Raw genomic sequence first — 21,859 nt, forward strand, 5'->3', positions numbered from 1 at the left:
AAGGGGCGGCGACTGATCATTCGTCCCCCCGCTTCAGCCGCCGCGCAGTTCGCGGAGGAGGGCGGCGCCGCGGTTCTCCAGGTGCCGCAGGCCGAGGCGCCGGTGCGTGTCCCGGTCCGCCTCCGCGTGGTGGAGCGCGCCGGCGGTGTCGCCCGTCGCGCGCTTCAGCCTGGCGACGACGTCGTGCAGGGCGCCCCACGAGACGCAGCCCGTGCCGAGCGTCACCAGCTCGCCGGCGATGGGCTCCAGCTCGGCCAGCAGGCAGTAGGGGTCGGGACGGCTGATCCTGGTGGCGACGAGGCCCCACTGCCAGGTCACGAACTGCCATGACCAGTCCCGCTCCGCCTTGACGCCCCAGCGGTCGATCAGCCGGTGCGCCAGCGCCTCCTCCCCGGCCTCGACCGCGGCGAGCACGGCGGTCGGCCGCAGCAGCCGGTTGGAGTCGTCGGCGCCGGCGTCGACCAGTCCCCGTACGTGCGCGCCCTGCCGTCCCCGGCACCAGTCGGAGAAGAACGCGTAGATCAGCTTGAGGGGGTCGGCCCCCCACAGGCTGGTGCGGCGGTAGCTGCCGGTGCCCATCGCGGCCAGCCGGTCGGCCTCCGGCCAGTCGCCGCCGAGCATGGCCCGGCCCACCGCGGCGAAGGTCACCTGCGCCTCGATCTCGGGCATCCGGACCTCGGCGGTCATCCGCAGGCAGCGCGCCAGCTCGGCGTCGTAGTCGGCGAGCATGCCGGCCCGCAGGAGCGCGGGCATCCGGTGCAGGCGGGCGATGATCTCGGTGACGCGGGGCAGGCCCGGGAGCGTGAGGATCTCCTCTGCCGCCCGGTGGTGCTCCTCGTCGTGCTCGGGCGTCCACGCGGTGATGACGAAGTTGTTGAGCGTGCGTGCCAGCAGCCTCGGGTCGCCGATCCCGCGCGCCAGCTCGACGGCCTCCGCCGCGTGCCGCCGCCCCTCGTCGCGGCGTTCTCCGTAGTACAGCTCCACCCCGAGCGTGCCGAGCAGTTCGGCGCGCCGGAACGCCAGCTCGGGGGCCAGCCTGGCGAGCTGGTCCTCCAGCACGCCCACCATGCCCTGGTCCACGACTCCGTAGGAACGCCAGTTCCACAGCGTGACCCCGCCGAACACCGTCGCGGCCTCGATCACGGCGGCGTCGTCGCCCAGGCGGCCGGCCAGCGTCACGGTCTCGTCCAGTGCGACGCGGGCCCCGAGCACGTTCCCGGTCACCCGGCGCGCGCGGCCGAGCTCGATCAGGAGCGTGCAGCGGGTCGAGGCGGAGTCCGGCGCGGACGGGTCGAGCGAGGCGAGCGCCTGCTCCCAGAACATGACCGCCTCGTCGTAGGCGAGCCGGTCGGCGGCCTGCCTGGCCGCCTGGGCCGCGTACGACGTCGCCTTCTCCGAGTAGCCGACCCGCGCGGCCATCCCGAAGTGGTGGGCCAGCACCGGCAGCCGCGAGGCAAGGTCCCCCCGGGCCAGGGTCTCGATCGCCTCGCCGACCCTGCCGTGGAGCTGCGCCCGCTGCAGCCGGCTCAGCCTGGCGTACAGCGCCTCCCTGACCAGGGCGTGCGAGAAGCGGTAGTCCCACCCGCCGTCGACCTCGATGAGGAGCCCGGTGGCGACCGCGGGCTCAAGCAGCATCATCAGCCGTGCGCCGCCGATGCCCGTGGCGGTCTCCAGCACGGCCGAGTCGACGTCCCTGCCGATCACCGCGGCGGCCCGCAGCAGGGTCTGGGAGTCCTCGGGCAGGCGCGACACGCGCTGGGTGATGACGTCGCTGACGCCGTCGGGCACCGCCAGCGCGACCACGTCCTCCACGGCCACCTGGTCGAGAGAGTGGACGCTGGCCAGCAGGCGCAGCAGCTCGCCGAGGAAGAACGGGTTCCCGCCGGTGCGGTCGCGCAGGGCGTCCGCGAGTTCCGGGCTGGCGGCCGCCTGGTCGACGTCGTCCAGGTAGTCGGCGATCTGCTCGGAGGTGAGCGCGGTGACGCCCATCCTCTCGGTACCGCGCTGCCGGGTCAGCTCACCGAGGGCGTCGGCCAGCGGCTCCGGGGCCCTGCCGGACTCCGGGCGCATGGTCGCGAGCACGAGCAGCGGCATCCGGTGCAGATCCCCGCCGAGGAAAGTCAGCAGTTTCAGGGACGCGGCGTCCGCCCAGTGGACGTCGTCCATGAGGATCAGCGCGGGCGATGTGGCCGTCAGCTGCCCGAGCGTCTTGCCCACGGCGTCGTAGAGCAGGAACCGCGCCGTGTCCGGGTCGCCCGTGTCGGCCGCACGGTCGACGCCCGAAAGCGAGGCGACGACCTTCGACGGCTCACCGGAGCCCGTGCCGTCCAGCTCCTGGAGCGCCTGGAGCCACGGCCAGAACGCGGGGACGCCGCTGCCCTCGGCGCACCGGCTCCAGGCCACGGTGATGCCCCGCTCGGCGGCGAGCCCCGCGGCCGCCTCGGCCAGCCGGGTCTTTCCGATGCCCGACTCGCCGCTGACCAGGAGCACCCCGCCGGTCCCGCGCCCGAGGTCGTCCAGCCGCTCCCTGATGCGGCGCAGATAGGGTTCGCGGCCGACGAGCCTCGGCGGGCGCCGGCCGCCCGCACCCGGCTCCGGTTCCCCGGCCGCGGGCGCCGGGGGCGTGGGGCCCTCCTCCTGCCCTGCCCCCCGGGTCCGGCCGGCAGGGGAAACGCGGACGGCGGACGCGACGGCCGGGGCCGCCGCGGACGGCCAGGTGCCGGCGAGCGTCTCGTCCTGTTCGAGGATCGCCCGTTCGAGGCGGCGCAGCTCCGGGCTCGGGACCAGCCCGAGCTCCTCGCCGAGCATGACGCGGCAGCGCTGGTAGCTGGACAGCGCCTCGGCTTGCCGGTGCCCGACGTACAGGGCGCGCATGAGCAGCGCCCACAGTCCCTCCCGGTAGGGGTCGTGCTGCAGCAGGCGCTCGGCCTCGACGGCCGCCTCGGCGTGCCGTCCCATGGCCAGCCACGCCTCCGCCCGGACCGTCAGCGCCGACAGCCGGACCTCGGCGAGCCGGGCCGCGGTCGCCCGTGCGAAGGCGTCGTCAGGGAAGTCGGCGAGCGGCTCACCCCGCCAGGAGCTCAGCGCCGGGTCGAGGACGCGATCGACGTCCTCCGGCCTGCCCTCCGCGAGGGCGGCGTGCGCCGCCTCGGCGGCCCGGGTGAAGCGGTTGGCGTCGAGCTGGTCGGAGGCGATGTCGAGCAGGTAGCCCGGCTCCCGGGTGCGCAGGACGCGGGCGGGGGAACGGGGGCTGCGCCAGGGTTCGAGGACCCTGCGCAGTTGTGAGATGTACGCCTGGAGCGTGCCGGTGGCGCTGGACGGAAGCTCGTTCGTCCACAGCCGGTCGATGAGCTGGTCGAGGGGGACGACGTGCGGCGCGCTCAGCGTGAGCAGCGCCAGCACGGCACGCTGCTTGCGGGAACCGAGGTCGAGGACCGTTCCAGCTCCGTCCACGACCTCCAGCGGTCCGAGAATCCGGAAGTCCAGATCGTGTGCGGCGCTCGCGTCGTCCGGCACGCCGGTTCTGCTCACTCTGACGGCTCCGTCCATCTCGATCGCCGGGCTCCGGATGACGCCTAGGGCCGTCTCCATCACAGCTCGCGGATGAGCCAGGTGACCGCCAGGGGCCCGATGCCTGGCTCATCGTACTGACAAGGCGTACGTTCGTCGCCGGTGAAACCTGACGAGCGCAGCAGCGCTGGCAGGTCACCGGCTCCCGGCTCCGCGCGGTAGCACACCTGCCGGACCCCGGCCGCGCGCAGTTCGGTCAGCAGTTCCCCGAGCAGCCGGCGCTCCAGCCCGAGCCCCCGGTACGGCCCGATGACGGTCAGTGCCCTCAGACGCGCCCGGTGGGCGGCCGGATCGGTCTCTACCAGGGCCGCGGCGAGCGGCGGCGCGGCGGCGGGACCGGCCAGATCCGACAGCACGTACACGCGGCAGCGGACGGCCGAAGCCTCGCGCAGGGCTGCGGTGAGGACGGGGGCGAGGATCTGCCCACCGGCCGTGCCCGTGTGCGCCGGCACCTCGCGCAGAAGCAGGGTACTGGGCGGCCGGAACTCGGATGGCGACGACATGCCCGCAGGATCTCGCCCGCGGCTAGGAGGCGTCTTGGGCGTCGCTAGTATCCCGGCCCGCCGTCCACCGGCCGGGTCAGGGACGGCACAAGTCGTCCGCCAGAGAATTCCAAACGCCATGCGAGACAACTGGAGCGTCAACCTCTCGTCATCAGGAGATGATCAATGAGTACCGCCCGCCCGTCAGCGGACCACCTCGGCATCGACCTCTCGGGGCTGCGCAGCCAGATCTCCGGACCCGTACTGTCCCCGGGCGAGAACGGCTTCGAGCAGGAGGTTTCCGGATTCAACCTCGCCGTCCGGCACCACCCCGCCCTCGTCGTCGCCGCCACCTGTGAGGACGACGTCGCGGCGGCGGTCCGGTTCGCGGCCGTCCGCGGGCTGCCCGTCGCCGTCCAAGCCACTGGCCACGGCGCCGTGCAGGCGGCCGACGGGGCGCTGCTGATCACCACGTCGAGGATGCGCGAGCTCGACGTCAACCCCTTGGCCCGTACGGCCCGGATCGGCGCCGGCTGCACCTGGACCGAGGTGGTCGCGGCGGCGTCGGCGTACGACCTCGCCCCGCTCTGCGGCTCGGCGACCTCCGTCGGTGTGGTCGGCTTCACCCTCGGCGGCGGCGTCGGCCCGATCGCCAGGACCTTCGGTTTCGCCGCCGACCACGTGCGGGAGATCACCGTGGTGACGGCGGACGGCATCGTGCGCACGGTCGACGCGGGGCGCGAGCCCGACCTGTTCTGGGCGCTGCGCGGAGGCAAGGGAAGCTTCGGCGTGGTGACCTCGATCACCGTCGACCTGTTCCCTGTGACCACCCTGTACGCCGGCGGGCTCTACTACGCCGCTGACGACGCGGCCCGGGTCCTGCACGCCTACCGGACCTGGACCGGCACGCTGCCGGAGTCCTCCACCACCTCTGTGGCGCTGCTCCGGCTGCCGCCGCTGCCCGAGCTGCCGCCGCAGCTGCGAGGACGGTTCGTCGTCCACCTGCGCTTCGCCCACCTCGGAGACGCCCAGGAGGCTGAGGGCTTGCTGGCCCCCATGCGCGCCGTGGCCGAGCCCGTGCTCGACACCATCGGGCACCTCCCCTACACCGCGATCGACTCCATCCACAACGACCCGGTCGCCCCGATGCCGGTCTACGAGCGCGGCGTCTCGCTCCGCGAGCTGACCGAGGACACGGTGGAGGCGCTGCTGGCCGTCGCCGGTCCCTCGGCGGAGATCCCGCTGGCCGTCGTGGAACTGCGGCAGCTCGGCGGCGCGCTGGCCCGCGCGCCCAAGGAGCCGAACGCCGTCGGCGGGCGCGACGCCGCCTTCTCCCTGCTGGTCATCGGCGCACCGGTCCCCGAGCTGATGGAGATGGTCGTGCCGGCGAGCGTCCAGGCGGTGATCGGCGCCCTCGCCCCCTGGTCGGCGAGCAGCACGCTGATCAACTTCCAGGGCGGCGACCTCTCTCCGGAGCGGATCTCCCGGGCCTGGCCGGAGCCGGTGCTGCGCAAACTGGTGGAGCTGAAGGGGTTGTACGACCCGGCGGGCCTCTTCCGCTTCGGCCACGTGGTGCCGCGCGGCTGAGCCCGGTCTCGCCGGGGCGGTACGGAGACCTTTCCGTGCCGGACCTTTCCGCGACCGTGCCGCGCATGCGGGCGGCGACCGGCACCCCACCTGCCGGTCGCCGCCCGCGCAGTTGGATCACAAGTCGCTCCAAGACGGCTACAAGTCCCCTGTTTCACGCTTTGGCAAATTAGGCGGGGCCTTACAAACTCTCGTCACCTACGTGATCTTGGTGGGAAAGAGGACGAAGTGACCGTTGATGCGACACGCGTCGAATTGCGGACGGCGTGGCAGGGGGAGACCGCAACGGCGACCGACGACTTCGGCTTGCCAGGTCGCGTCCACGAGGCGATAGCGCACCAGAGTCGTCGTACTCCGGACCGCGTCGCCGTCGTGGCGGGTACCAGCCGACTCACCTACGCCGATCTGGACCGCAGAGCCGACGACGTCGCAGGCGCCCTTGCCGCAAAGGGCGTCGGACGCGGCCACCTGGTCGGAGTCTGCCTGGATCGCGATGAGTGGCTGGTGCCCGCGCTGGTGGGGGTGTGGAAGGCGGGAGCGGCCTATGTGCCGCTGGACCCCGCCTACCCGGCCGAGCGGCTGCGGTTCATGGCCGAGGACTCCGCCTTCTCCACAGTGATCACCTCGGCCGCGCTGCGCCGGACGGCCATCCTGACCGGGGCCGAGACCATCCTCGTCGACGACGTCGCGCCGGGCGACGGGGCGCCCTATGTGCCCGGAGATCCGAGCGACGCGGCGTATGTCATCTACACCTCCGGATCCACCGGAACGCCCAAGGGCGTGGTGGTGGAACACCGCAACACCCTGAACCTGCTGCGCTGCCGGCCGGGCCCGTGGTGGCCATCCTCTCCGGCGGCAACGCGGCGGTCTCTCCCGATGCCGGCGACATCAAGGAGCTCACGCTCAGCCAGGGCTCGTCCATGTACTGACCCACCCGCCCGCCGCCAGGCGGGCGGCCCATACTGCCTGTCACCTACCCACCTATCACGATGTCTGGAGACTCATGGACACCTGCCCCCACCGTTTAGACCCCGCCGGCAAGGACATCCACGCCGAAGCCCGGCTCCTCCGCGCCCAGGGCCCCGCGACGCGGGTGGAACTTCCTGGTGCAGTGGTGGCGTGGGCGGTGACCGATCCCGCCCTGATCAAGAGACTGCTCAGCGACCCCCGGGTGTCCAAGGACGCCCACCAGCACTGGCCGGCCTTCATCAAGGGTGAGATCCCGGAGAACTGGCCACTGCGCCCCTGGGTGGAGGTCCGCAGCGCGCTCACCGCCTACGGCGACGAGCACACCCGCCTACGCCGCCTGCTGTCCGCCGCCTTCACTCCCCGCCGGACCGCCGCGCTGAAGCCGACGATCGAGAAGATCACCGACGATCTCCTCGCGCGACTCGCCGCCTCCCCCGCCGACAGCGCCGTCGACCTGCGCGATCAGTTCGCCTATCTGCTGCCCCTTCTGGTCATCAGTGAACTGTTCGGCGTCCCCGAAGAGGCACACGACGGGTTCCGCCGCACCGTCGGCGGCCTGTTCGCCACCAACCTCACCGAGGAACAGGCCGCGGCCAACGCCCGCGAGATCTACATGATGCTCGCCGAGCTCATCGCCGCCAAGCGTCAGGCTCCCGGCGACGACCTCACCAGCGCCCTGATCGCGGCCCGCGACGACCAGGACGGCTCGAACCTGTCCGAACAGGAAGTCCTCGACACGCTTCTCCTGTTCATCGGCGCCGGGCACGAGACGACGGTCAATCTCCTGGACCACGCGATCGTGAACCTGCTCAGCCACCCCGACCAGCTCGCCCTGGTCCGCACCGGCCAGGCCACCTGGGACGACGTGATCGACGAGACCCTCCGCAAGGAGGCACCGGTCGCCAACCTGATCATGCGCTTCGCCGTTGAAGACATCAACGACACAGCCAGTGGGGTGGTGTTCCACGCCGGTGACGCCATAGTGATCGGATACGCCGCCGCCGGCCAGGACCCTGACCTGCACGGCCAGGACGCGGACCGGTTCGACATCCAGCGTCCCACCCGGCACCGCCATCTGTCGTTCGGGCACGGCACCCACTTCTGCCTCGGAGCGCCCCTGGCCCGCCTGGAAGCGGAGATCGCCCTGCCCGCGCTGTTCGACCGCTTCCCCGGCCTCGCTCTCGCCAGTCCAGTGGACCAACTCCGTCCCCTGGAGTCCTTCATGTCCAACGGACACCGCGAGCTACCCGTCCTTCTCGGCCAGGCGGCCGCCAGCTGACCCTCTAGACCCGCTCAGATACCCGGCAGCGGCCTCTCCAGCCGCTGCCGGGGGCCGGGCCGACCGTGGAGTCAGGTTGCCTCGGCCCCTGCGGTGGCGGCCCGGACACGGGATTCGACGGCCGCCTGCTGATGGCCGGCCACGATGTGGCGGACGGCCTCGTCCGGATCGTCCGTGACGTGGAACAGCTTCGGATCATCCTCGGAGATCATGCCTCTGACCAGCAGGGTGTCTTTGATCCAGTCGATGAGCGGCTTCCAGAACTCTGTTCCCACGAGGACGATCGGGAACGTGGTGATCTTCCCCGTCTGGACGAGCGTGATGGCCTCGAAGAGCTCGTCGAGAGTCCCGAAGCCGCCAGGCATGACCACGAAGGCCTGCGAATACTTCACGAACATGGTCTTGCGGACGAAGAAGTAGCGGAACTCTATGCCGAGGTCCACATAGTCGTTCAGCTTCTGCTCGAAGGGCAGCTCGATGCCGAGCCCCACCGAGACGCCGCCGGCCTGGCGCGCCCCCTTGTTCGCCGCCTCCATGCATCCGGGCCCGCCGCCGGTGATGACGGCGTACCCGGCCTCGGCCAGAGCCTTGCCGACCTGCTCGCCCAGCGCGTAGTCGGGGCTGTCGGCGGGAGTGCGCGCGGACCCGAAGACGGTGACGGCGGGCGGCAGCTCGGCGAGCTGCCCGAACCCCTCCACGAACTCGGCCTGGATGCGCAGCACCCTCCAGGGGTCCATGTGCAGCCACTCGGTGGATCCGCGCTGGTCGAGGAGTCTCTCGTCATAGGTGGTGTCGGGGAGGAACTTCCCCCGGACCAGAGACGGTCCCTGACGGCGTTCCTCGCGAGGTGCTTTGTTCATGCGAATCACGCTAACCGCCCGCGCGAGCGCGTAAGCCGCACCGGATGGGAAGGTCTCACCCAGGCCCCAAAGAATCTTGAAAAATCTGCTCGGAGCAGGGGAACCGTTTCTTCGCGAGGTCGCGTCTAAGAGCCGAGGGTGCTGCTCGGGACTGAAAGTGGCTTTCCCCGCCAAATGGCCGGCGAGGAAAGCCACTTTCTTTTGCGCGGACGCCTTACGGCCCGCTCCGCGAAGCGGCGCGGCCCCGATTCCGTACGGTCAGTGCCCCACGGTCACGGAGCGCCGAGCCAGGCCAGCATCCTGCGCTCGCATTCGGCGATCGCGGAGAGCGACACGTACTCGCCCCGCTGGTGCGCCATGTTCGGGTCGCCGGGACCGTAGTTCACCGCGGGGACGCCGAGCTCGGAGAAGAGCGAGACGTCGGTCCAGCCCAGCTTCGCCCGGGGAGTCCCGCCGATGGCCTGCGCGAACGCGGCGGCCACGGGATGGGTCAGCCCGGGGCGCGCGCCGGACGCTCCGTCGGTGAACCGCACCTCGTACCCGTCGAAGACCTCGCGCACGTGTGCCTGGGCCTGGTCGAGCGAGCGGTCGGGGGCGAAGCGGTAGTTGACCGTCACCACGCACTCGTCGGGGATGACGTTGCCCGCGACCCCTCCGGCGATGCCGACGGCGTTCAGCCCCTCGTGGTAGCCGAGGCCGTCCACGACCGGCTCCCGCGCCTCGTAGGTGTTCAGGCGGTCCAGGATGGGCGCCACGGCATGGATGGCGTTGACGCCGTACCAGGAGCGGGCGCTGTGGGCCCGCCTGCCCTCGGTGACGACCTGCGCCCGCAGGGTGCCCTGGCAGCCGCCCTCGATCTCGCCGCCGGTGGGCTCCATCAGCACGGCGAAGTCGCCCGCCAGGAGCTCGCGACGGGTGCGGGCGAGCCGCGCCAGCCCGTTGCGCGCGGCCTCGATCTCCTCGCAGTCGTAGAAGACGTACGTGACGTCCCTGCTGGGGCTCGGCACCCCGGCGGCCAGCTTCAGCGCGACGGCGACGCCGCTCTTCATGTCGGAGGTGCCGCAGCCGTACAGCAGGTCGCCCTCGACGCGCGAGGGGAGGTTCCCGGCGAGGGGCACGGTGTCGAGGTGGCCCGCGACGACCACCCGCTCGGAGCGCCCGAGATCCGTGCGCGCCACGACGGCCTCACCGTCGCGCACGACGGTGAGGTGCGGCAGCGGGGCCAGGGCCGCCTCGACCGCGTCGGCCAGAGCCTTCTCGCCGCCGCTGACCGACTCGATGTCGACCAGCGCGGCCGTGAGCGCCCGTACGTCACCGGAGAGGTCGAGCGGCGCCGTCTCAGGCATTGAGGCCATGCTGGCGCAGTACGTCGTTCAGCTCGGCCTTGTCGTGTCGCCGGCCGGCCGCGAGCCGCTTGAGCACAAGGACGCACGGGAGCCCGAAAGTGCCGCCGGGGAACTCCTTGGGGCGCGTGCCGCCGACCGCGACGCACCAGTCGGGGACGTGGCCCCGGCTGATCTCCTCGCCGGTCTGGACGTCGATGACGGGCATGGACGAGGTCAGGATCGTGCCGGCGCCCACCACGGCGCCCTTGCCGACCCGCGCGCCCTCGACGATCATCGAGCGGCTGCCGATCAGCGCCTCGTCCTCGACGACGACCGGGACGGCGTTCGGGGGCTCAAGGACGCCGCCGATGCCGACACCGCCCGACAGGTGGACGTTCCTGCCGATCTGGGCACAGGAGCCGACCGTGGCCCAGGTGTCCACCATCGTGCCGCTGTCGACATACGCCCCGATGTTGGTGAAGGACGGCATCAGCACGACGCCCGAGGCGAGGTAGGCCCCCCAGCGGGCGATGGCGCCCGGCACCACGCGCACGCCTTCAAGGGAGGTCTTCAGCGGGATGCGGTCGTTGTGGTGGAAGTCGCCGACCTGGCTCCTGACCATGCCGAGGACCCGGAAGCTGAGCAGGATGGCGCGCTTGGCCCGCTCGTCCACGATCACGTCACCGGAGGAGTGGTCGACGAAGGCGACCCTGGCCTTTCCGGTGTCCAGCATGTCGACGGCGGCGACGATCACGCCACGTGCTTCGGCGTCATCGGGGGACAGCTCGGCGCGCCGCTCCCACAGCTCGTCCACGGTGGCCGACAAGGGGCTTTCGAAGGTCTCGCTCATGCAAGGGGAGCTTAGTGCCGCACGGGGACCTCGGCTGGGCCGGTAGGTTCTTGTGCGTGGCACGGCGATTCTCACGAGCGGTTCTGACGATTACGGGCATCGTCGTCGTGCTTGGCGTAGCGATATTTTTCGGGATTTATCAGCTGCTGAACAAGGCCAAGCCGCTCGCTCTGGGTGAGCACTGCGAGGTGAAGACCACCCTCGGCACGCTCGACCTGGAGATCGAGCAGGCGCAGGTCGCGGCCACGATCGCCGCCGTGGCCACGCGCCGCGGGCTGCCCGAACGGGCCGTCGAGATCGCGTACGTCACGGCCATCCAGGAGTCCAAACTGCTGAACCTCCCGTTCGGCGACCGCGACTCGGTGGGGGTGTTCCAGCAGCGCCCCTCGCAGGGCTGGGGCACCGTCGAGCAGCTCCAGGACCCGGTGTACGCGACACAGAAGTTCTTCTCGGCGCTGGTCAAGGTCAAGCGCTACCAGAAACTGCCGCTGCACGAGGCGGCCCAGGCCGTGCAGCGGTCCGCCGACGGCTCCGCGTACGCCCAGCACGAGGCGGACGCCAAGATCCTCGCGGGGGCGTTCACCGGGCGCGTCCCGAAGGCCGTCCACTGCTGGTACCCGCTCCCCGACAAGCCCGTGCCGACCCAGACCGCCAAGGCGCGCAAGGAGCTGAGCAGGGCCCTCGGGGACACCACCAGCGACGGCAACCAGATCAGCGCGGCGACGCAGCGCAGGGGCTGGCTGATCGCCGCCTGGTCGGTCGCCCACGCCCAGAAGTACGGCCTGCACCAGGTTCGCTACGCCGGCGTCGCGTGGAAGTCGGCGACCGGCCACGACGGCTGGCTGACCGACGCCAAGTCCTCAGCGGGCAAGGTCGAGATCGCCTGACGCTCCGCGCGGCCGGAGCAGCGGCTGGAGCATGCGCTCCGCGGGCCTGAAACATGCCCTCCGCGCGTCTAGAGCATGCGCTCGACGTTGATCGAGCCGGGCGAGAGGGGCTGCGCGTAGGCGGCGGTCCAGGCCTGGCCCTGCACCCGGTCGAAGCTCAGCAGCCGCCCGTCGGCGGCGCGGTAGTCGGCGAAGTCGACCAGCCCCCGCTCGGGATAGCCGGTCGTGCCCTCGGAGCGGAAGGCGGCGGTCCCACGGTCGATCGGGAAGAACTCGACGTTCTCCATGATCAGCATGCTCTTCGCGGGCACCATGCCCTGGGTCGGGACCGGCGTCCACAGGTAGACCTCAAGGTGCGGCGGGTCGTCCGGAGTCGCCCCCTGGCGCTCCTCGACCGACAGCCACAGGTAGTGGCGCACCCCCTCTTCCAGGAGGTACTCGATCCACTGGTCGCCCTGCCACGACAGGTGCAGGGCGCCGAGGACGCGCGAGCGCGACCCCTGACGGTCGATGGTGTCCCCGACCTTGATCGTCCTCGGATCGAGGTAGTCGGGGTCCAGGACGACCGGGCGGGCCAGCGCCGGGTGCGACGAACTCGGCTCGGGTGCCGGCTCAGGGGGTCTGGGAGCCGGTCGAGCCGTCTTCTCGGGCCGTCGCGTGCCGAGAAAAGCGCCCAGCACCACGACGAAGATGGCTGCGCTCACTGCGAGCACGACCGCAACGGTCATGCCGCGGGATCCTACTGGAGGCGGAGCACCGCCGCATTGACCCGTTCGTCAGTTGCTGTCATGGCGATCCGGATATGTGATGAACCGGCGTGTCCGTAAAAGTCGCCCGGCGCAACCAAAATGCCGATTTCAGCAAGCGCTTGAACCTGCTCCCAGCAGTTACGGTCGTCGGTCGCCCACAAATAGAGGCCCGCGGTCGAGTGCTCGACACGCCACCCGGCCTTTTCGAGCGCCGGGCGCAGCAGGGCGCGTCGCGCGGCGTACAGATCGCGCTGCGCGTCGGCGTGCTCGTCGTCGTCGAGGACGGCGGTCATCGCGGCCTGGACGGGCGCGGGCACGATCATGCCGGCGTGCTTGCGCACCTCGAGCAGCCGCCCGACGAGCGCGGGATCGCCCGCGACGAACGCCGCGCGGTAGCCGGCGAGGTTGGACCTCTTGGACAGCGAGTGGACCGCGAGCAGGCCCTCGTGGGAGCCGCCGCAGACATCGGGATGCAGGATCGAGATCGGCCGCTCCTCCCAGCCCAGCTCGATGTAGCACTCGTCGGAGGCCACGACGGCGCCCCGCTCGCGCGCCCATGCGACGACCTTGCGCAGGTGCTCGGCGGGCAGCACGCGGCCGGTGGGGTTCGACGGGGAGTTCACCCAGACCAGCGGCACGCGCTCGGGGCCGAGACCCAGCAGGCCGTCGGTGGCGTACGGCGTCGCCCCGGCGATGCGGGCGCCGACGTCGTAGGTGGGGTACGCCAGGGCGGGGATCACCACGCGGTCGCCCGCGCCCACGCCGAGCAGGGTGGGCAGCCAGGCGACCAGCTCCTTGGAGCCGATGGTCGGCAGGACGCCGGCGGGGTCGACCGTGACGCCGTGGCGGCGGGCGAGCCAGCCCGCGGCGGCGCGGCGGAGCCGCTCGGTGCCGTAAGTGAGGGGGTACCCGGGGCTGTCGGCCGCGCCGGCGAGCGCCTCCTGCGCCACGGCGGGCACCGAGTCGACGGGGGTGCCGACCGACAGGTCGACGATGCCGCCAGGGTGCGCGAGCGCGCGCTCCTTGTAGGGCACCAGACGGTCCCACGGAAAGTCAGGCAGCCCGATCACCGAGAAACCCCCCAGAAGTCCAGCGCGATCATGGATGTCGGCGGCCGGTCATGTCACCGGCGGTACCGCGACCAGAGGCCACGGTACCCGGCGGCACCTCATGACCACGGGCAGGCCGAAGGTCAGTGCTCCTCTGCCTGCGGCGGAAGGGCCGCCACGATCGGGTGGTCCTTGGCGATCTTCCCGACCTTGGAAGCTCCGCCGGGCGAGCCCAGCTCGTCGAAGAACTCCACATTCGCCTTGTAGAAGTCCTTCCACTGGTCGGGCGTGTCGTCCTCATAGAAGATCGCCTCGACCGGGCAGACGGGCTCGCACGCGCCGCAGTCCACACACTCGTCTGGGTGGATGTAGAGCATGCGGTTGCCCTCGTAGATGCAATCGACGGGGCATTCTTCGATGCACGCCTTGTCCAGGACATCCACGCAAGGCTGCGCGATGACGTAGGTCACCTCGGGCTCCTTCTTCTCCGCGCCTTCGCACGACTCGACCGCGGGTTGCTAGACCTAGTATTGCCGTGCTGGCCACATGTCTGAAACGGGAGGGGGGGAAAGCGGATGACAACGCACTTTGGCGGAAGACTGCTCATCTCCGTTTCCCCATCAGATGTCGGCAGCAGGGTAACGGTGCGACGCAGGGAACCCGAGGGATTCCGCGACACGGTGGGCGTCCTCGAGTCCTGGCACGAGGGTCTGCTCAAGGTCCGCAAGCGCGACGGCACGCTGGTCGGCATCCCCGAGGAGAAGGTCGTCGCGGCGAAGGTCGTCCCCGAGCGCTGAGCCGGCCCCTTTGGCGTCGTAAGCCCTGAGCTGTACCCCAACGCTGCCCCAAGTGTCCGCGTGCCTCCTCGACGCGAGAGGGCGTGACGTTGAGTATTCGTCTCGTGACATCACGTGCCGCAGCCGCAGTAGCGCTCCTCGCCACAGCCGTGGCCGGGTGCTCGTCAGCGACCACCACCGACAAGAAGCTCCCTCCGGTCAACCCGAAGGCCGCCAGTCTCGCCGAAGGGTTCGGCTCGATGGAACGGCTGGTCGAGGCCGCGAGGAAAGAGGGCTCCCTGAACCTCACCGGGGTCCCCCGCGACTGGGTGAACTACGGTGCCATCATGGACCGCTTCACCGGCGAGTACGGGCTGCGGATCAACGTGGCGGAGCCCGGCGCGAGCAGCCAGCGCGAGATCGACCTGGCGAAGGCCGCGCCGCCCGCCCAGGCGCCGGACGTCTTCGACCTCGGCATGGACGTCGCCATCGCCAACGCGCAGAAGTTCTCCCCCTACAAGGTGGCCGCCTGGCAGGACATCCCCGACGGCGTCAAGGACCTCAAGGGGCACTGGTACGCCGGGTACGGCGGCTACATGTCGATCGGGTACGACCCGCGCAAGGTGAGCGCCCCGTCGCGCTTCTCCGACCTGCTCAGGCCCGGATACGCCGTGGCCCTGCCGGGCGATCCGCTGCAGACCGCGGCGGCGTTCAACGGCGTGATGGCGGCCTCGCTCCAGGCGGGCAAGCCGCAGGCCCAGCGGGGCCTCGAATTCTTCACCAAGCTCAAGAAGTCGGGCGCCTTCAGCCTGCCCTCCCGGGCCAACACCCTGGTCGACTGGGACTACGTGAACGCCGCCAAGGCCGCCCAGACCGCCGGAGACGACAAGCCCGCCTGGAAGGTCGTGATCCCGGCGAACGCGGCGCTCGCGTCGTACTACGTCCAGGCGATCAACAAGAAGGCGCCGCATCCCGCCGCGGCCCGGCTCTGGCAGGAGTTCCTCTACAGCGACGAGGTCCAGAACCTCTTCCTCAAGGGATTCGCCCGCCCGGCGCGCATGGAGGCGCTGGACATGAAGGGCAAGCTCGACAAGCAGGCCGCGGCCAAGCTGCCCGCCGTGTCCGGCACCCCGGTCGTGCTCACGATCCCCCAGGCCGACGAGGCCAAGACCTACCTGAAGGACAACTGGGCCAAGTCCATGAGCTGACCCTGGTGATCCGTCCCCCATCCCCGGATCGACGCGGCCGGTGAGGGGGAAGCACCCGGACAGATGTGTCGCAAGGGCATCTTGGCTCTAAAGTGTCTGTACTTACGGACACGGGAAGCGATGTCTGAGAATGCGAGCTGATGGCCTTGCGATACGACACGCCGAGCTTGATGCGGTGGAACGCACGCGCCTATGACAGCTCGTTCGGCTACGTCTCGGCGCACGGAGCGCCGCTGATCGAGCTGCTGGACCCCCAGCCCGGCGAGCGCATCCTCGACCTGGGCTGCGGCACCGGCGTGCTCACCGCCGACATCGCCGCCAGGGGCACCACCGTGCTCGGCATGGACGGCTCCGCCGCGATGATCGAGGTCGCGGTCGCCCACCACCCGGGCCTGGACTTCATGGTCGGCGACGGCGCCAACTTCGGCGTCGGCCGGCCGTACGACGCGGTCTTCTCCAACGCCGCGCTGCACTGGATGGGCCGCGACCCCGACGCGGTGATCCGGTGCGTGCGCACGGCGCTGACCCCCGGAGGCCGGTTCGTGGCGGAGCTGGGCGGCGCCGGCAACTGCGCGGCGCTCACCTCCGCGATGCTCACGGCCTGGCGGGAGTACGGACTGCCCGAACCCGAGCTGCCGTGGTACTTCCCCAGCCCGGCCGAGTACGCCGTCCGCCTGGAGAAGGGCGGGTTCACCGTACGGCTGCTCGAATACTTCGACCGCCCGACGCCGCTCGACGAGTGCCCCAACGGCGCCGCCGACTGGGTACGGATGTTCGCCGGATCCCTGCTCGACGGAGTGCCGCCCGCAACGGTGGAGCCGCTGCTGAGAAGGGTCAACGAGCTGGCGGCTCCCGCCCTGCGCCGCGAATCGGGCTGGGTGGCCGACTACGTGAGGCTGCGATTCGCCGCTGTGCGAGCCTAACCGCCGCCTACGATCGAGCGATTTGCCAGACTATGGTCTGGTCAACGGAATCACCGGAGAGGAAACGGGATGAACTTCTGCCTGAGTGATCTCGTGCCTCCGCTTCGGTGGAGTGACGCGACAGGGTTCTCGCAGCTACGCGAGGTGCCGAGCCTGCCGGACGCCTGGTGGCGGGCCGTGCCCCTCAGCAGGGTCTTCGCCGTGCTCGGCCCCGAGGCCCTGGGCGAGCTCCTCACGGAGCTGGCGATGGAGCACTGGCCGGCCGCCGCCGTGGGCGACATCCTGCCCGCCCTGCACGTCATGGACCCCGAGGAGGCCGACGAGCCGCAGGTCTCCATCGCGCTCGACCGAGTGGGCTCGTGGTTCGGCCTGCTGTCGCTGACCGGCCGCGAGCTGACCGACCAGCCGTTCATCCGTGCCAGGCCGGTCCTGACCGCCCTGTTCACCGCGGTCTTCGTACGGCTGACGCCCACCGGCGAGCAGAGTCAGGACGACCAGGCGGCCCGGACGTCCCCGCCGGCCGAGAAGCCCGGGGAGACCCCCTCAACGCCCGCGGAGACACCCGCGGAGACGCCCGTCCCCGCCTCCGAGACGCCCGTACCGGCCTCGGAGACGCCCACCCCGGTCTCCCAACCCGCGCCGCCCTCGGAAGCGCTCGTGGCCGTCTCCGCGCCCGCCTCCGCGCCCCCGCGGGCCGAACCGCTTCCCGTACGGACCGCGCCCCCGCTGCCGAAGAGGCAGAAGGCGTCGATCGACCGCGTCGACCCCCTAGGGCTCGCCGCGGCCCGCATGGCGGAGGCCGCCCTGGAGCAGCACGCCTCCAGGGAGTTCCCCGGCGACGGCCCCCGGGACTCCGCGCCGTCCCGTCCCTCGATGTTCACCCCGCCCCCGCGCGCCGAACGGCCCTTCGCCGCCCCGAGCGCACCCGCGTACGCCCCCGACGTCCCCTCGTACGCCCCTGACGGCCCCTCGTACGCCCCCGACGTCCCCTCCTTCGGCACGGACGGTCCCGGGTTCGGCGGGGACGAGCCGGGGTTCACCCCCACGCCCCGGCCTTTCGTGCCCGAGCCCGAGCCGTTCGACGCCGAGCCCGCCCCGTTCGCGCAGAACGACCCGTTCGGCCCGGACTCCGGGCCCTTCGGCCCCGCCGGTGCCCCCCTCGACCCCGACCCCTTCGGCGCCAAGCCCCCCTCGGCCGCGGACGCCCCGGAAGGCTCCGGGGAAGACGACGGAGCCCCCGGAGGCCCCGAGGACACCCAGGATCGCGACATCCCGGGCGAGGGCGAACCGCCGCGCGAGGCGGAAGGTCCGGCCGCGCCCGAGGGCAGCGGGACCCCGACGGGCACGAACACCGACGAGCTGGGCACCGGGCGCACCGAGAGGGACATCCCCGCGATCATCGACGCGGCGTTCGCCGACCTGGACGACAAGACCTGGGCGGTGGCCCAGAACCACGTCTTCGCCGACTCCCCCGCCGCCCCCGAGGAACTGGCCAAGCTGTTCGCCGTCACCCCCGAGGACATCGTGGCCCTGGAGGGCGAGCTCCGCGGCAGGCTGGCCGACTGGCTCGACAGCGCGGACGCCGCGCCGTACACCCAGCACCTGGAGAAGCTCCCCGGCACGCTCGGCGTGGCCGCGCCCAAGTCGCGCCTGATGACCGCCGCCGACTGGCACACCAGGGAACTACGCTCGCTCGACGTCCCTGCCTGGCAGTTCGTGCTGGCCACCCTGCCCGGTTACACGGTCCAGGACGACTGGCTGGTGTCGGGCGACATCGCGGAGCTACGCGAGCAGACCTGCGCCCTGATCCTCAACGCCGACCGCCCGCCGACGGTGGCCCGCGCCCTCGAACTGGTGTCGACCCTGGGCATCCACCCCGAGGTGGCCAAGGAGTGGCTGGAGAACGTCCCGCAGCTGCGCATCCAGAGCACCAAGAAGCCCGGCAAGGCCGAAGAGGAGAGACCGGGCGACCCCGAGGGGCCCCACTCGGTCCCGACCGGCCAGCTCAAGGACGTGTCGATGACCCGAAGGTGCTTCCGGCACCCGGACGGCCTCTGGTGGCTGCGGGTCGACGTCGCGCCCGAGCAGCTCACCGGTGGTGAGTGCCCGCTGCCGAGCGGGTTCGCCGCCTACCTCGGGCTCTCCCCCGGCGAAAGCCACACGGTGACGAGCGCCGCCGGAGAGGTGACGCTGAGCTGGCAGGCCCGTCCGGTCATCGAGTCGCTGGGACAGCTTCTCCACGACATGGGCGCGCAGCCCGGAGCCCACCTGTTCCTCACCGTCGCCGAGGAGGACAAGGTCCTGCGGACCAGGCTGGTGCCCCCCTCGACCGGCGACCTCGAAAAGGGCGAGGTGGCGCTGCGGCTGGCCGGCCACACCACCAACGGCGGCCCCGAGTCGCTCGAAGAGACCATCCGGGTGCTCGCGACCCGCATCGGCATGACCGGGCCAGTGGGACTGCCCGACCTGATGAACCGGCTCCGAGAACGCGGGGACCGCGACCTGCTGTCCCTGATGGTCTGACGGGAGCCGCAGTGCCCCGGCTCGCGATCGCCCCCGAGGTCCCCCAGGACCTCGACGCGCTTCCCCGGCCCGTACGCCGGGACGCCGTGATCTCCCTGCGCCGGTTCCTGCAGAACACCACGTCCGCTCCTCACCCCGAGCGGGTGCGCAACACCAGGGACCCGCGCGTCGCGACGCTGCGGCTCGCCGACCGCCACCGCGGGGTGGTGGTGCGGCAGCGCGACGTGTACTGGATGCTCACCGTGCTGCCGGACGCCGAGGCCTGGTCGTACGCCCAGCGGCACCGCTTCGCCGTCAACGCGGCCATCGGGGTCGCCGAGATCTGGAACGCCGAGGCCCTCGAACGGGTCGAGCCCGCGCTGCGCCGCTCCGCCGCCTCGACCGAGTGGCGGCTGTTCGCGCACGTCCGCGACAGCGAACTGCTCGGGCTCGGCATCGACACCGAGGTGCTCCCCCTGGTGCGGCTGATCACCACGGCCGCCAACCTCGACGCGCTCGAACCGCTGCTCCCCGAGAGCCAGTTCGCCCCGCTGGCGGTGCTGGGCGAGGGCGGCTCCGTCGCCGAGGCGTGGCGGGCGCTGGACACGCGCGTGGCCGTGCCGGCGACGGCCGTGGACGTCACCGACCTCACCGCCGCCCTCGAACGCACGCCCGACCGGGCCGCCTTCGTCCCCGACCCGAGCGTGCTCGACCGGGTGCTCACCACCCCGCACTGGTGCACGTTCCTCTACCCGACCCAGCACCGCCTGGCCCACCAGGACAGCTACGGCGTGCCGGTGCTCGTCACCGGCGGCGCGGGGACCGGCAAGACCCTGGTGGCGCTCCACCGCGCCGCCCACCTCGCACGCGCGGGCGCGGGCCGGGTCCTGCTCGTGACGTTCTCCCAGGGCGTGGCCGCCGACGTGGCCGCGAAGCTCGACCTGCTGGTGGACGACGAGGAGATCCGCGAGCGCGTCGAGGTCGGCAACGTGGAGCGCCTCGCCCACCGAATCGTCGCCGAGGCCGAGGGACGGCCTCCGCTGCTGGTGGGCGCGCCCGACCTCGCCACGCTGTGGCAGGAGGCCTCGGAGGTCTCGGGAGACCTGCACAGCCCGGCGTTCCTGCTGCGCGAGTGGGAACAGGTGATCCTCGCGCAGAACCTCTGCACCGTGCAGGAATACCTGGCCGCGCGACGTCCCGGCCGCAGCGTGGAGCTCGAAGTCGAGGAGCGCACCGCGGTCTGGAAGGCCATCGAGCACGTCACTGGACGGCTGCGCGCCTCCGGCCGGCGCACGCTGCTCCAGCTCGCCTCCGAGGCCTCCACGCTGCTCGGCCGTACCACGGGCGACCTGCTCGGCGACGACGCGCCGGGGCTCGAACCGTACCGGCACATCGTGGTGGACGAGGCGCAGGACCTGCACCCGGCGCAGTGGCGGCTCCTGCGCGCCGCCGTGCCGCCCGCCCCGAACGACCTGTTCATCGTCGGCGACCCCCACCAGCGGGTCTTCGACACCCGGGTGGCGCTCAGCGCGCTCGGAATCAAGGCCGAGAGCCACCGCCTCACCGTCTCCCACCGCCTGCCGCAGGAGATCCTCTCGTGGGGCGTACGGCTGCGCGGCGGGGGCCCGGCCGACGGCCTGGTCGACGGCATCATCGAACTGGTGGGCTTCCGCGCGACGCATCCGGGCACCCGCCCGCTCGTACGGGAGTACACCTCCCACGAGGCGGAGCTGGCCGGCCTGGTCACCGTCGTCCAGGAATGGATCCACGACGGGGTGCCACCCGAGGAGATCGCCGTCGCGACCCGCCACGGCGACCTGGTCAAGGACGCCAAGGCGGCGCTCGCGAACGCCGAGGCGCCGGTGCGGGTCACCACGCTCCACGGCCTGAAGGGCCTGGAGTTCCGCCGGGTCGCCCTCATCGGGGTGGCCGACGGCATCGTGCCCTCGGCCGACGCGCTCACCCCGGCCGCCGAGGATCCGACGGCGCGCGCCCACGACCTGCAGCGGGAACGGGGGCTGCTCTACATGGCCTGTACACGGGCCGCCGAGCGGCTTTACGTGTCCTACTCCGGCCGGGCAAGTCCCTTTCTGCCCCCATGACCCAATAACCTGAACTGCGGATAAGACCGAGTCTCATCCCGACCCAAGCCCCATGCCGGTTGGACCCCCATGAATTTGAGCCTTAGCGACATCGTGCCTCCCCTGCGCTGGACAGCGCCCAGCCAGGTCGAGCCGATCGCGAGCGACACCCGTCTCCCGGACGCGTGGTGGCAGGCACTCCCCCTGGACCGCGCCTGCCTGATCGTCGGAACCGCTCAGGTGGCGGCGCGACTGGCCGACCTCTCCATGGCCTGCTGGGGGCACCTACCACTCGGCGACATCCTGCCCCTGATCCGGCTGACCGACCCCGAGCAGAGCCTGCGCGTCCCGGAGACCCGGGAGGCCGTCCACGCGCTGTTCACGAGCGTCCTGTCGCGGCTGCTGGCCTCCGAGGCCCAGCCCGGCCGCGAGGCGGCGTCCGTGCCCGCCCAGCCGGCCAAGCCCGACCGGCCGATCCCCGAGCTGATCGACGAGATCTTCGCCGCGCTCGACGACCGGCAGCGGGCCATCGCCAAGGACCGGGTCTACGCCGAGCGCCGGGTGACGCTCGACGAGCTGGCGCAGCGGTTCTCTGTGACCCGCGAGCGCATCCGGCAGATCGAGCGCGACCTTCGCGACCACGTCCAGGCCCGGCTCGCGGCCCCCGAGGCCACCCCGCTGGCCGCCCACCTCGCCTGGCTGCGGGGACGGCTGGGCTCGGCCGTGCCCGCGGACGACCTCGCCGCCGCGGTGCCCTGGCAC

General features: G+C 71.6%; 18 protein-coding genes and 1 pseudogene. 10 read left to right on the forward strand and 9 right to left on the reverse strand.

What is annotated here, in order from left to right; translation table 11 throughout:
• Window positions 1-33: 33 nt before the first annotated feature.
• Window positions 34-3,531, reverse strand: a complete 3,498-nt coding sequence (locus AB0B89_RS09475) for a BTAD domain-containing putative transcriptional regulator (RefSeq protein ID WP_358550387.1) — start codon at window positions 3,529-3,531, stop codon at window positions 34-36.
• Window positions 3,532-3,590: 59 nt separating this feature from the next.
• Window positions 3,591-4,073, reverse strand: a complete 483-nt coding sequence (locus AB0B89_RS09480) for a hypothetical protein (RefSeq protein WP_358550389.1) — start codon at window positions 4,071-4,073, stop codon at window positions 3,591-3,593.
• Between the two features lie 165 nt (window positions 4,074-4,238).
• On the opposite strand from AB0B89_RS09480, the gene AB0B89_RS09485 reads away from it, so the two are divergent.
• Window positions 4,239-5,639, forward strand: coding sequence for an FAD-binding oxidoreductase (locus tag AB0B89_RS09485; RefSeq protein WP_358550391.1), 1,401 nt, complete (start codon window positions 4,239-4,241; stop codon window positions 5,637-5,639).
• Between the two features lie 198 nt (window positions 5,640-5,837).
• On the opposite strand, the gene AB0B89_RS09490 is transcribed toward AB0B89_RS09485, so the two are convergent.
• The gene (locus AB0B89_RS09490; RefSeq protein WP_358550424.1) at window positions 5,838-6,107 is read right to left on the reverse strand and encodes a hypothetical protein; all 270 of its coding nucleotides are present in this window, start codon (window positions 6,105-6,107) and stop codon (window positions 5,838-5,840) included.
• Between AB0B89_RS09490 and AB0B89_RS09495 the strand changes: the two are divergent.
• Together AB0B89_RS09495 and AB0B89_RS09500 are read left to right on the forward strand one after the other, a co-directional pair.
• Window positions 6,012-6,395 (forward strand): annotated as a pseudogene (locus tag AB0B89_RS09495) (AMP-binding protein); the annotation flags it as partial. The gene AB0B89_RS09490 and the pseudogene AB0B89_RS09495 sit on opposite strands and share 96 nt — an antisense overlap.
• Before the next feature lie 247 nt (window positions 6,396-6,642).
• Entirely contained in the window at window positions 6,643-7,887 is a 1,245-nt protein-coding gene (locus tag AB0B89_RS09500; protein ID WP_358550392.1) for a cytochrome P450, read from the forward strand.
• Between the two features lie 71 nt (window positions 7,888-7,958).
• On the opposite strand, the gene AB0B89_RS09505 is transcribed toward AB0B89_RS09500, so the two are convergent.
• The 3 genes from AB0B89_RS09505 to AB0B89_RS09515 all read right to left on the reverse strand — a co-directional run bounded on the left by AB0B89_RS09505 (window position 7,959) and on the right by AB0B89_RS09515 (window position 10,922).
• Window positions 7,959-8,747 carry a TIGR00730 family Rossman fold protein gene (locus AB0B89_RS09505; protein WP_358550393.1) on the reverse strand — a complete coding sequence of 263 codons (789 nt, stop codon included), beginning with the start codon at window positions 8,745-8,747 and terminating at the stop codon, window positions 7,959-7,961.
• Window positions 8,748-9,019: 272 nt separating this feature from the next.
• Complete coding sequence (gene dapE / locus AB0B89_RS09510; protein WP_358550395.1) at window positions 9,020-10,093, reverse strand: succinyl-diaminopimelate desuccinylase; 1,074 nt, start codon at window positions 10,091-10,093, stop codon at window positions 9,020-9,022.
• Window positions 10,086-10,922, reverse strand: coding sequence for a 2,3,4,5-tetrahydropyridine-2,6-dicarboxylate N-succinyltransferase (locus AB0B89_RS09515; protein WP_358550397.1), 837 nt, complete (start codon window positions 10,920-10,922; stop codon window positions 10,086-10,088). Before AB0B89_RS09515 ends, dapE begins: the two co-directional genes overlap by 8 nt.
• Window positions 10,923-11,029: 107 nt before the next feature.
• On the opposite strand from AB0B89_RS09515, the gene AB0B89_RS09520 reads away from it, so the two are divergent.
• Window positions 11,030-11,809: a hypothetical protein gene (locus tag AB0B89_RS09520; RefSeq protein WP_358550399.1), complete on the forward strand. Its 780-nt coding sequence runs from the start codon at window positions 11,030-11,032 to the stop codon at window positions 11,807-11,809.
• 68 nt (window positions 11,810-11,877) lie between these two features.
• Here AB0B89_RS09520 and AB0B89_RS09525 read toward each other — a convergent pair whose 3' ends face one another.
• The 3 genes from AB0B89_RS09525 to fdxA all read right to left on the reverse strand — a co-directional run bounded on the left by AB0B89_RS09525 (window position 11,878) and on the right by fdxA (window position 14,077).
• Complete coding sequence (locus tag AB0B89_RS09525; protein ID WP_358550401.1) at window positions 11,878-12,537, reverse strand: DUF4178 domain-containing protein; 660 nt, start codon at window positions 12,535-12,537, stop codon at window positions 11,878-11,880.
• Window positions 12,538-12,548: 11 nt separating this feature from the next.
• On the reverse strand, window positions 12,549-13,628 hold the full coding sequence (dapC, locus tag AB0B89_RS09530; RefSeq protein ID WP_358550403.1) for a succinyldiaminopimelate transaminase: 1,080 nt from the start codon (window positions 13,626-13,628) through the stop codon (window positions 12,549-12,551).
• 122 nt (window positions 13,629-13,750) lie between these two features.
• The gene (gene fdxA, locus AB0B89_RS09535; RefSeq protein WP_358550405.1) at window positions 13,751-14,077 is read right to left on the reverse strand and encodes a ferredoxin; all 327 of its coding nucleotides are present in this window, start codon (window positions 14,075-14,077) and stop codon (window positions 13,751-13,753) included.
• A 174-nt stretch (window positions 14,078-14,251) separates the two neighbouring features.
• Here fdxA and AB0B89_RS09540 point away from each other — a divergent pair, with 174 nt between their 5' ends.
• The 6 genes from AB0B89_RS09540 to AB0B89_RS09565 form a co-directional block, all read left to right on the forward strand.
• A complete protein-coding gene (locus tag AB0B89_RS09540) occupies window positions 14,252-14,404 on the forward strand; it encodes a hypothetical protein (RefSeq protein WP_358550407.1) in 153 nt (50 codons plus the stop codon).
• Window positions 14,405-14,508: 104 nt separating this feature from the next.
• The gene (locus AB0B89_RS09545) at window positions 14,509-15,591 is read left to right on the forward strand and encodes an extracellular solute-binding protein (RefSeq protein WP_358550409.1); all 1,083 of its coding nucleotides are present in this window, start codon (window positions 14,509-14,511) and stop codon (window positions 15,589-15,591) included.
• Between the two features lie 140 nt (window positions 15,592-15,731).
• Window positions 15,732-16,514 (forward strand): class I SAM-dependent methyltransferase, encoded by a 783-nt coding sequence (locus AB0B89_RS09550; RefSeq protein WP_358550411.1) that lies wholly within the window; start codon window positions 15,732-15,734, stop codon window positions 16,512-16,514.
• Window positions 16,515-16,583: 69 nt separating this feature from the next.
• Entirely contained in the window at window positions 16,584-19,037 is a 2,454-nt protein-coding gene (locus AB0B89_RS09555; RefSeq protein ID WP_358550413.1) for a hypothetical protein, read from the forward strand.
• 11 nt (window positions 19,038-19,048) lie between these two features.
• Entirely contained in the window at window positions 19,049-21,118 is a 2,070-nt protein-coding gene (locus AB0B89_RS09560) for a UvrD-helicase domain-containing protein (RefSeq protein ID WP_358550415.1), read from the forward strand.
• 69 nt (window positions 21,119-21,187) lie between these two features.
• Window positions 21,188-21,859: sigma factor-like helix-turn-helix DNA-binding protein (locus tag AB0B89_RS09565; protein WP_358550417.1), on the forward strand; the 672-nt coding region annotated here is incomplete at its 3' end.

It is taken from the genome of Sphaerisporangium sp. NPDC049002, assembly GCF_040649355.1.
Taxonomy (GTDB): domain Bacteria; phylum Actinomycetota; class Actinomycetes; order Streptosporangiales; family Streptosporangiaceae; genus Sphaerisporangium.

Excerpts from the sequence above, each read along its gene's own strand:
- AB0B89_RS09480 (WP_358550389.1), bottom strand. The coding sequence starts at position 4,073 with ATGTCGTCGCCATCCGAGTTCCGGCCGCCCAGTACCCTGCTTCTGCGC.
- AB0B89_RS09485 (WP_358550391.1), top strand. The coding sequence starts at position 4,239 with ATGAGTACCGCCCGCCCGTCAGCGGACCACCTCGGCATCGACCTCTCG.
- AB0B89_RS09500 (WP_358550392.1), top strand. The coding sequence starts at position 6,643 with ATGGACACCTGCCCCCACCGTTTAGACCCCGCCGGCAAGGACATCCAC.
- AB0B89_RS09505 (WP_358550393.1), bottom strand. The coding sequence starts at position 8,747 with ATGAACAAAGCACCTCGCGAGGAACGCCGTCAGGGACCGTCTCTGGTC.
- dapE (WP_358550395.1), bottom strand. The coding sequence starts at position 10,093 with ATGCCTGAGACGGCGCCGCTCGACCTCTCCGGTGACGTACGGGCGCTC.
- AB0B89_RS09515 (WP_358550397.1), bottom strand. The coding sequence starts at position 10,922 with ATGAGCGAGACCTTCGAAAGCCCCTTGTCGGCCACCGTGGACGAGCTG.
- AB0B89_RS09525 (WP_358550401.1), bottom strand. The coding sequence starts at position 12,537 with ATGACCGTTGCGGTCGTGCTCGCAGTGAGCGCAGCCATCTTCGTCGTG.
- AB0B89_RS09550 (WP_358550411.1), top strand. The coding sequence starts at position 15,732 with ATGGCCTTGCGATACGACACGCCGAGCTTGATGCGGTGGAACGCACGC.
- AB0B89_RS09555 (WP_358550413.1), top strand. The coding sequence starts at position 16,584 with ATGAACTTCTGCCTGAGTGATCTCGTGCCTCCGCTTCGGTGGAGTGAC.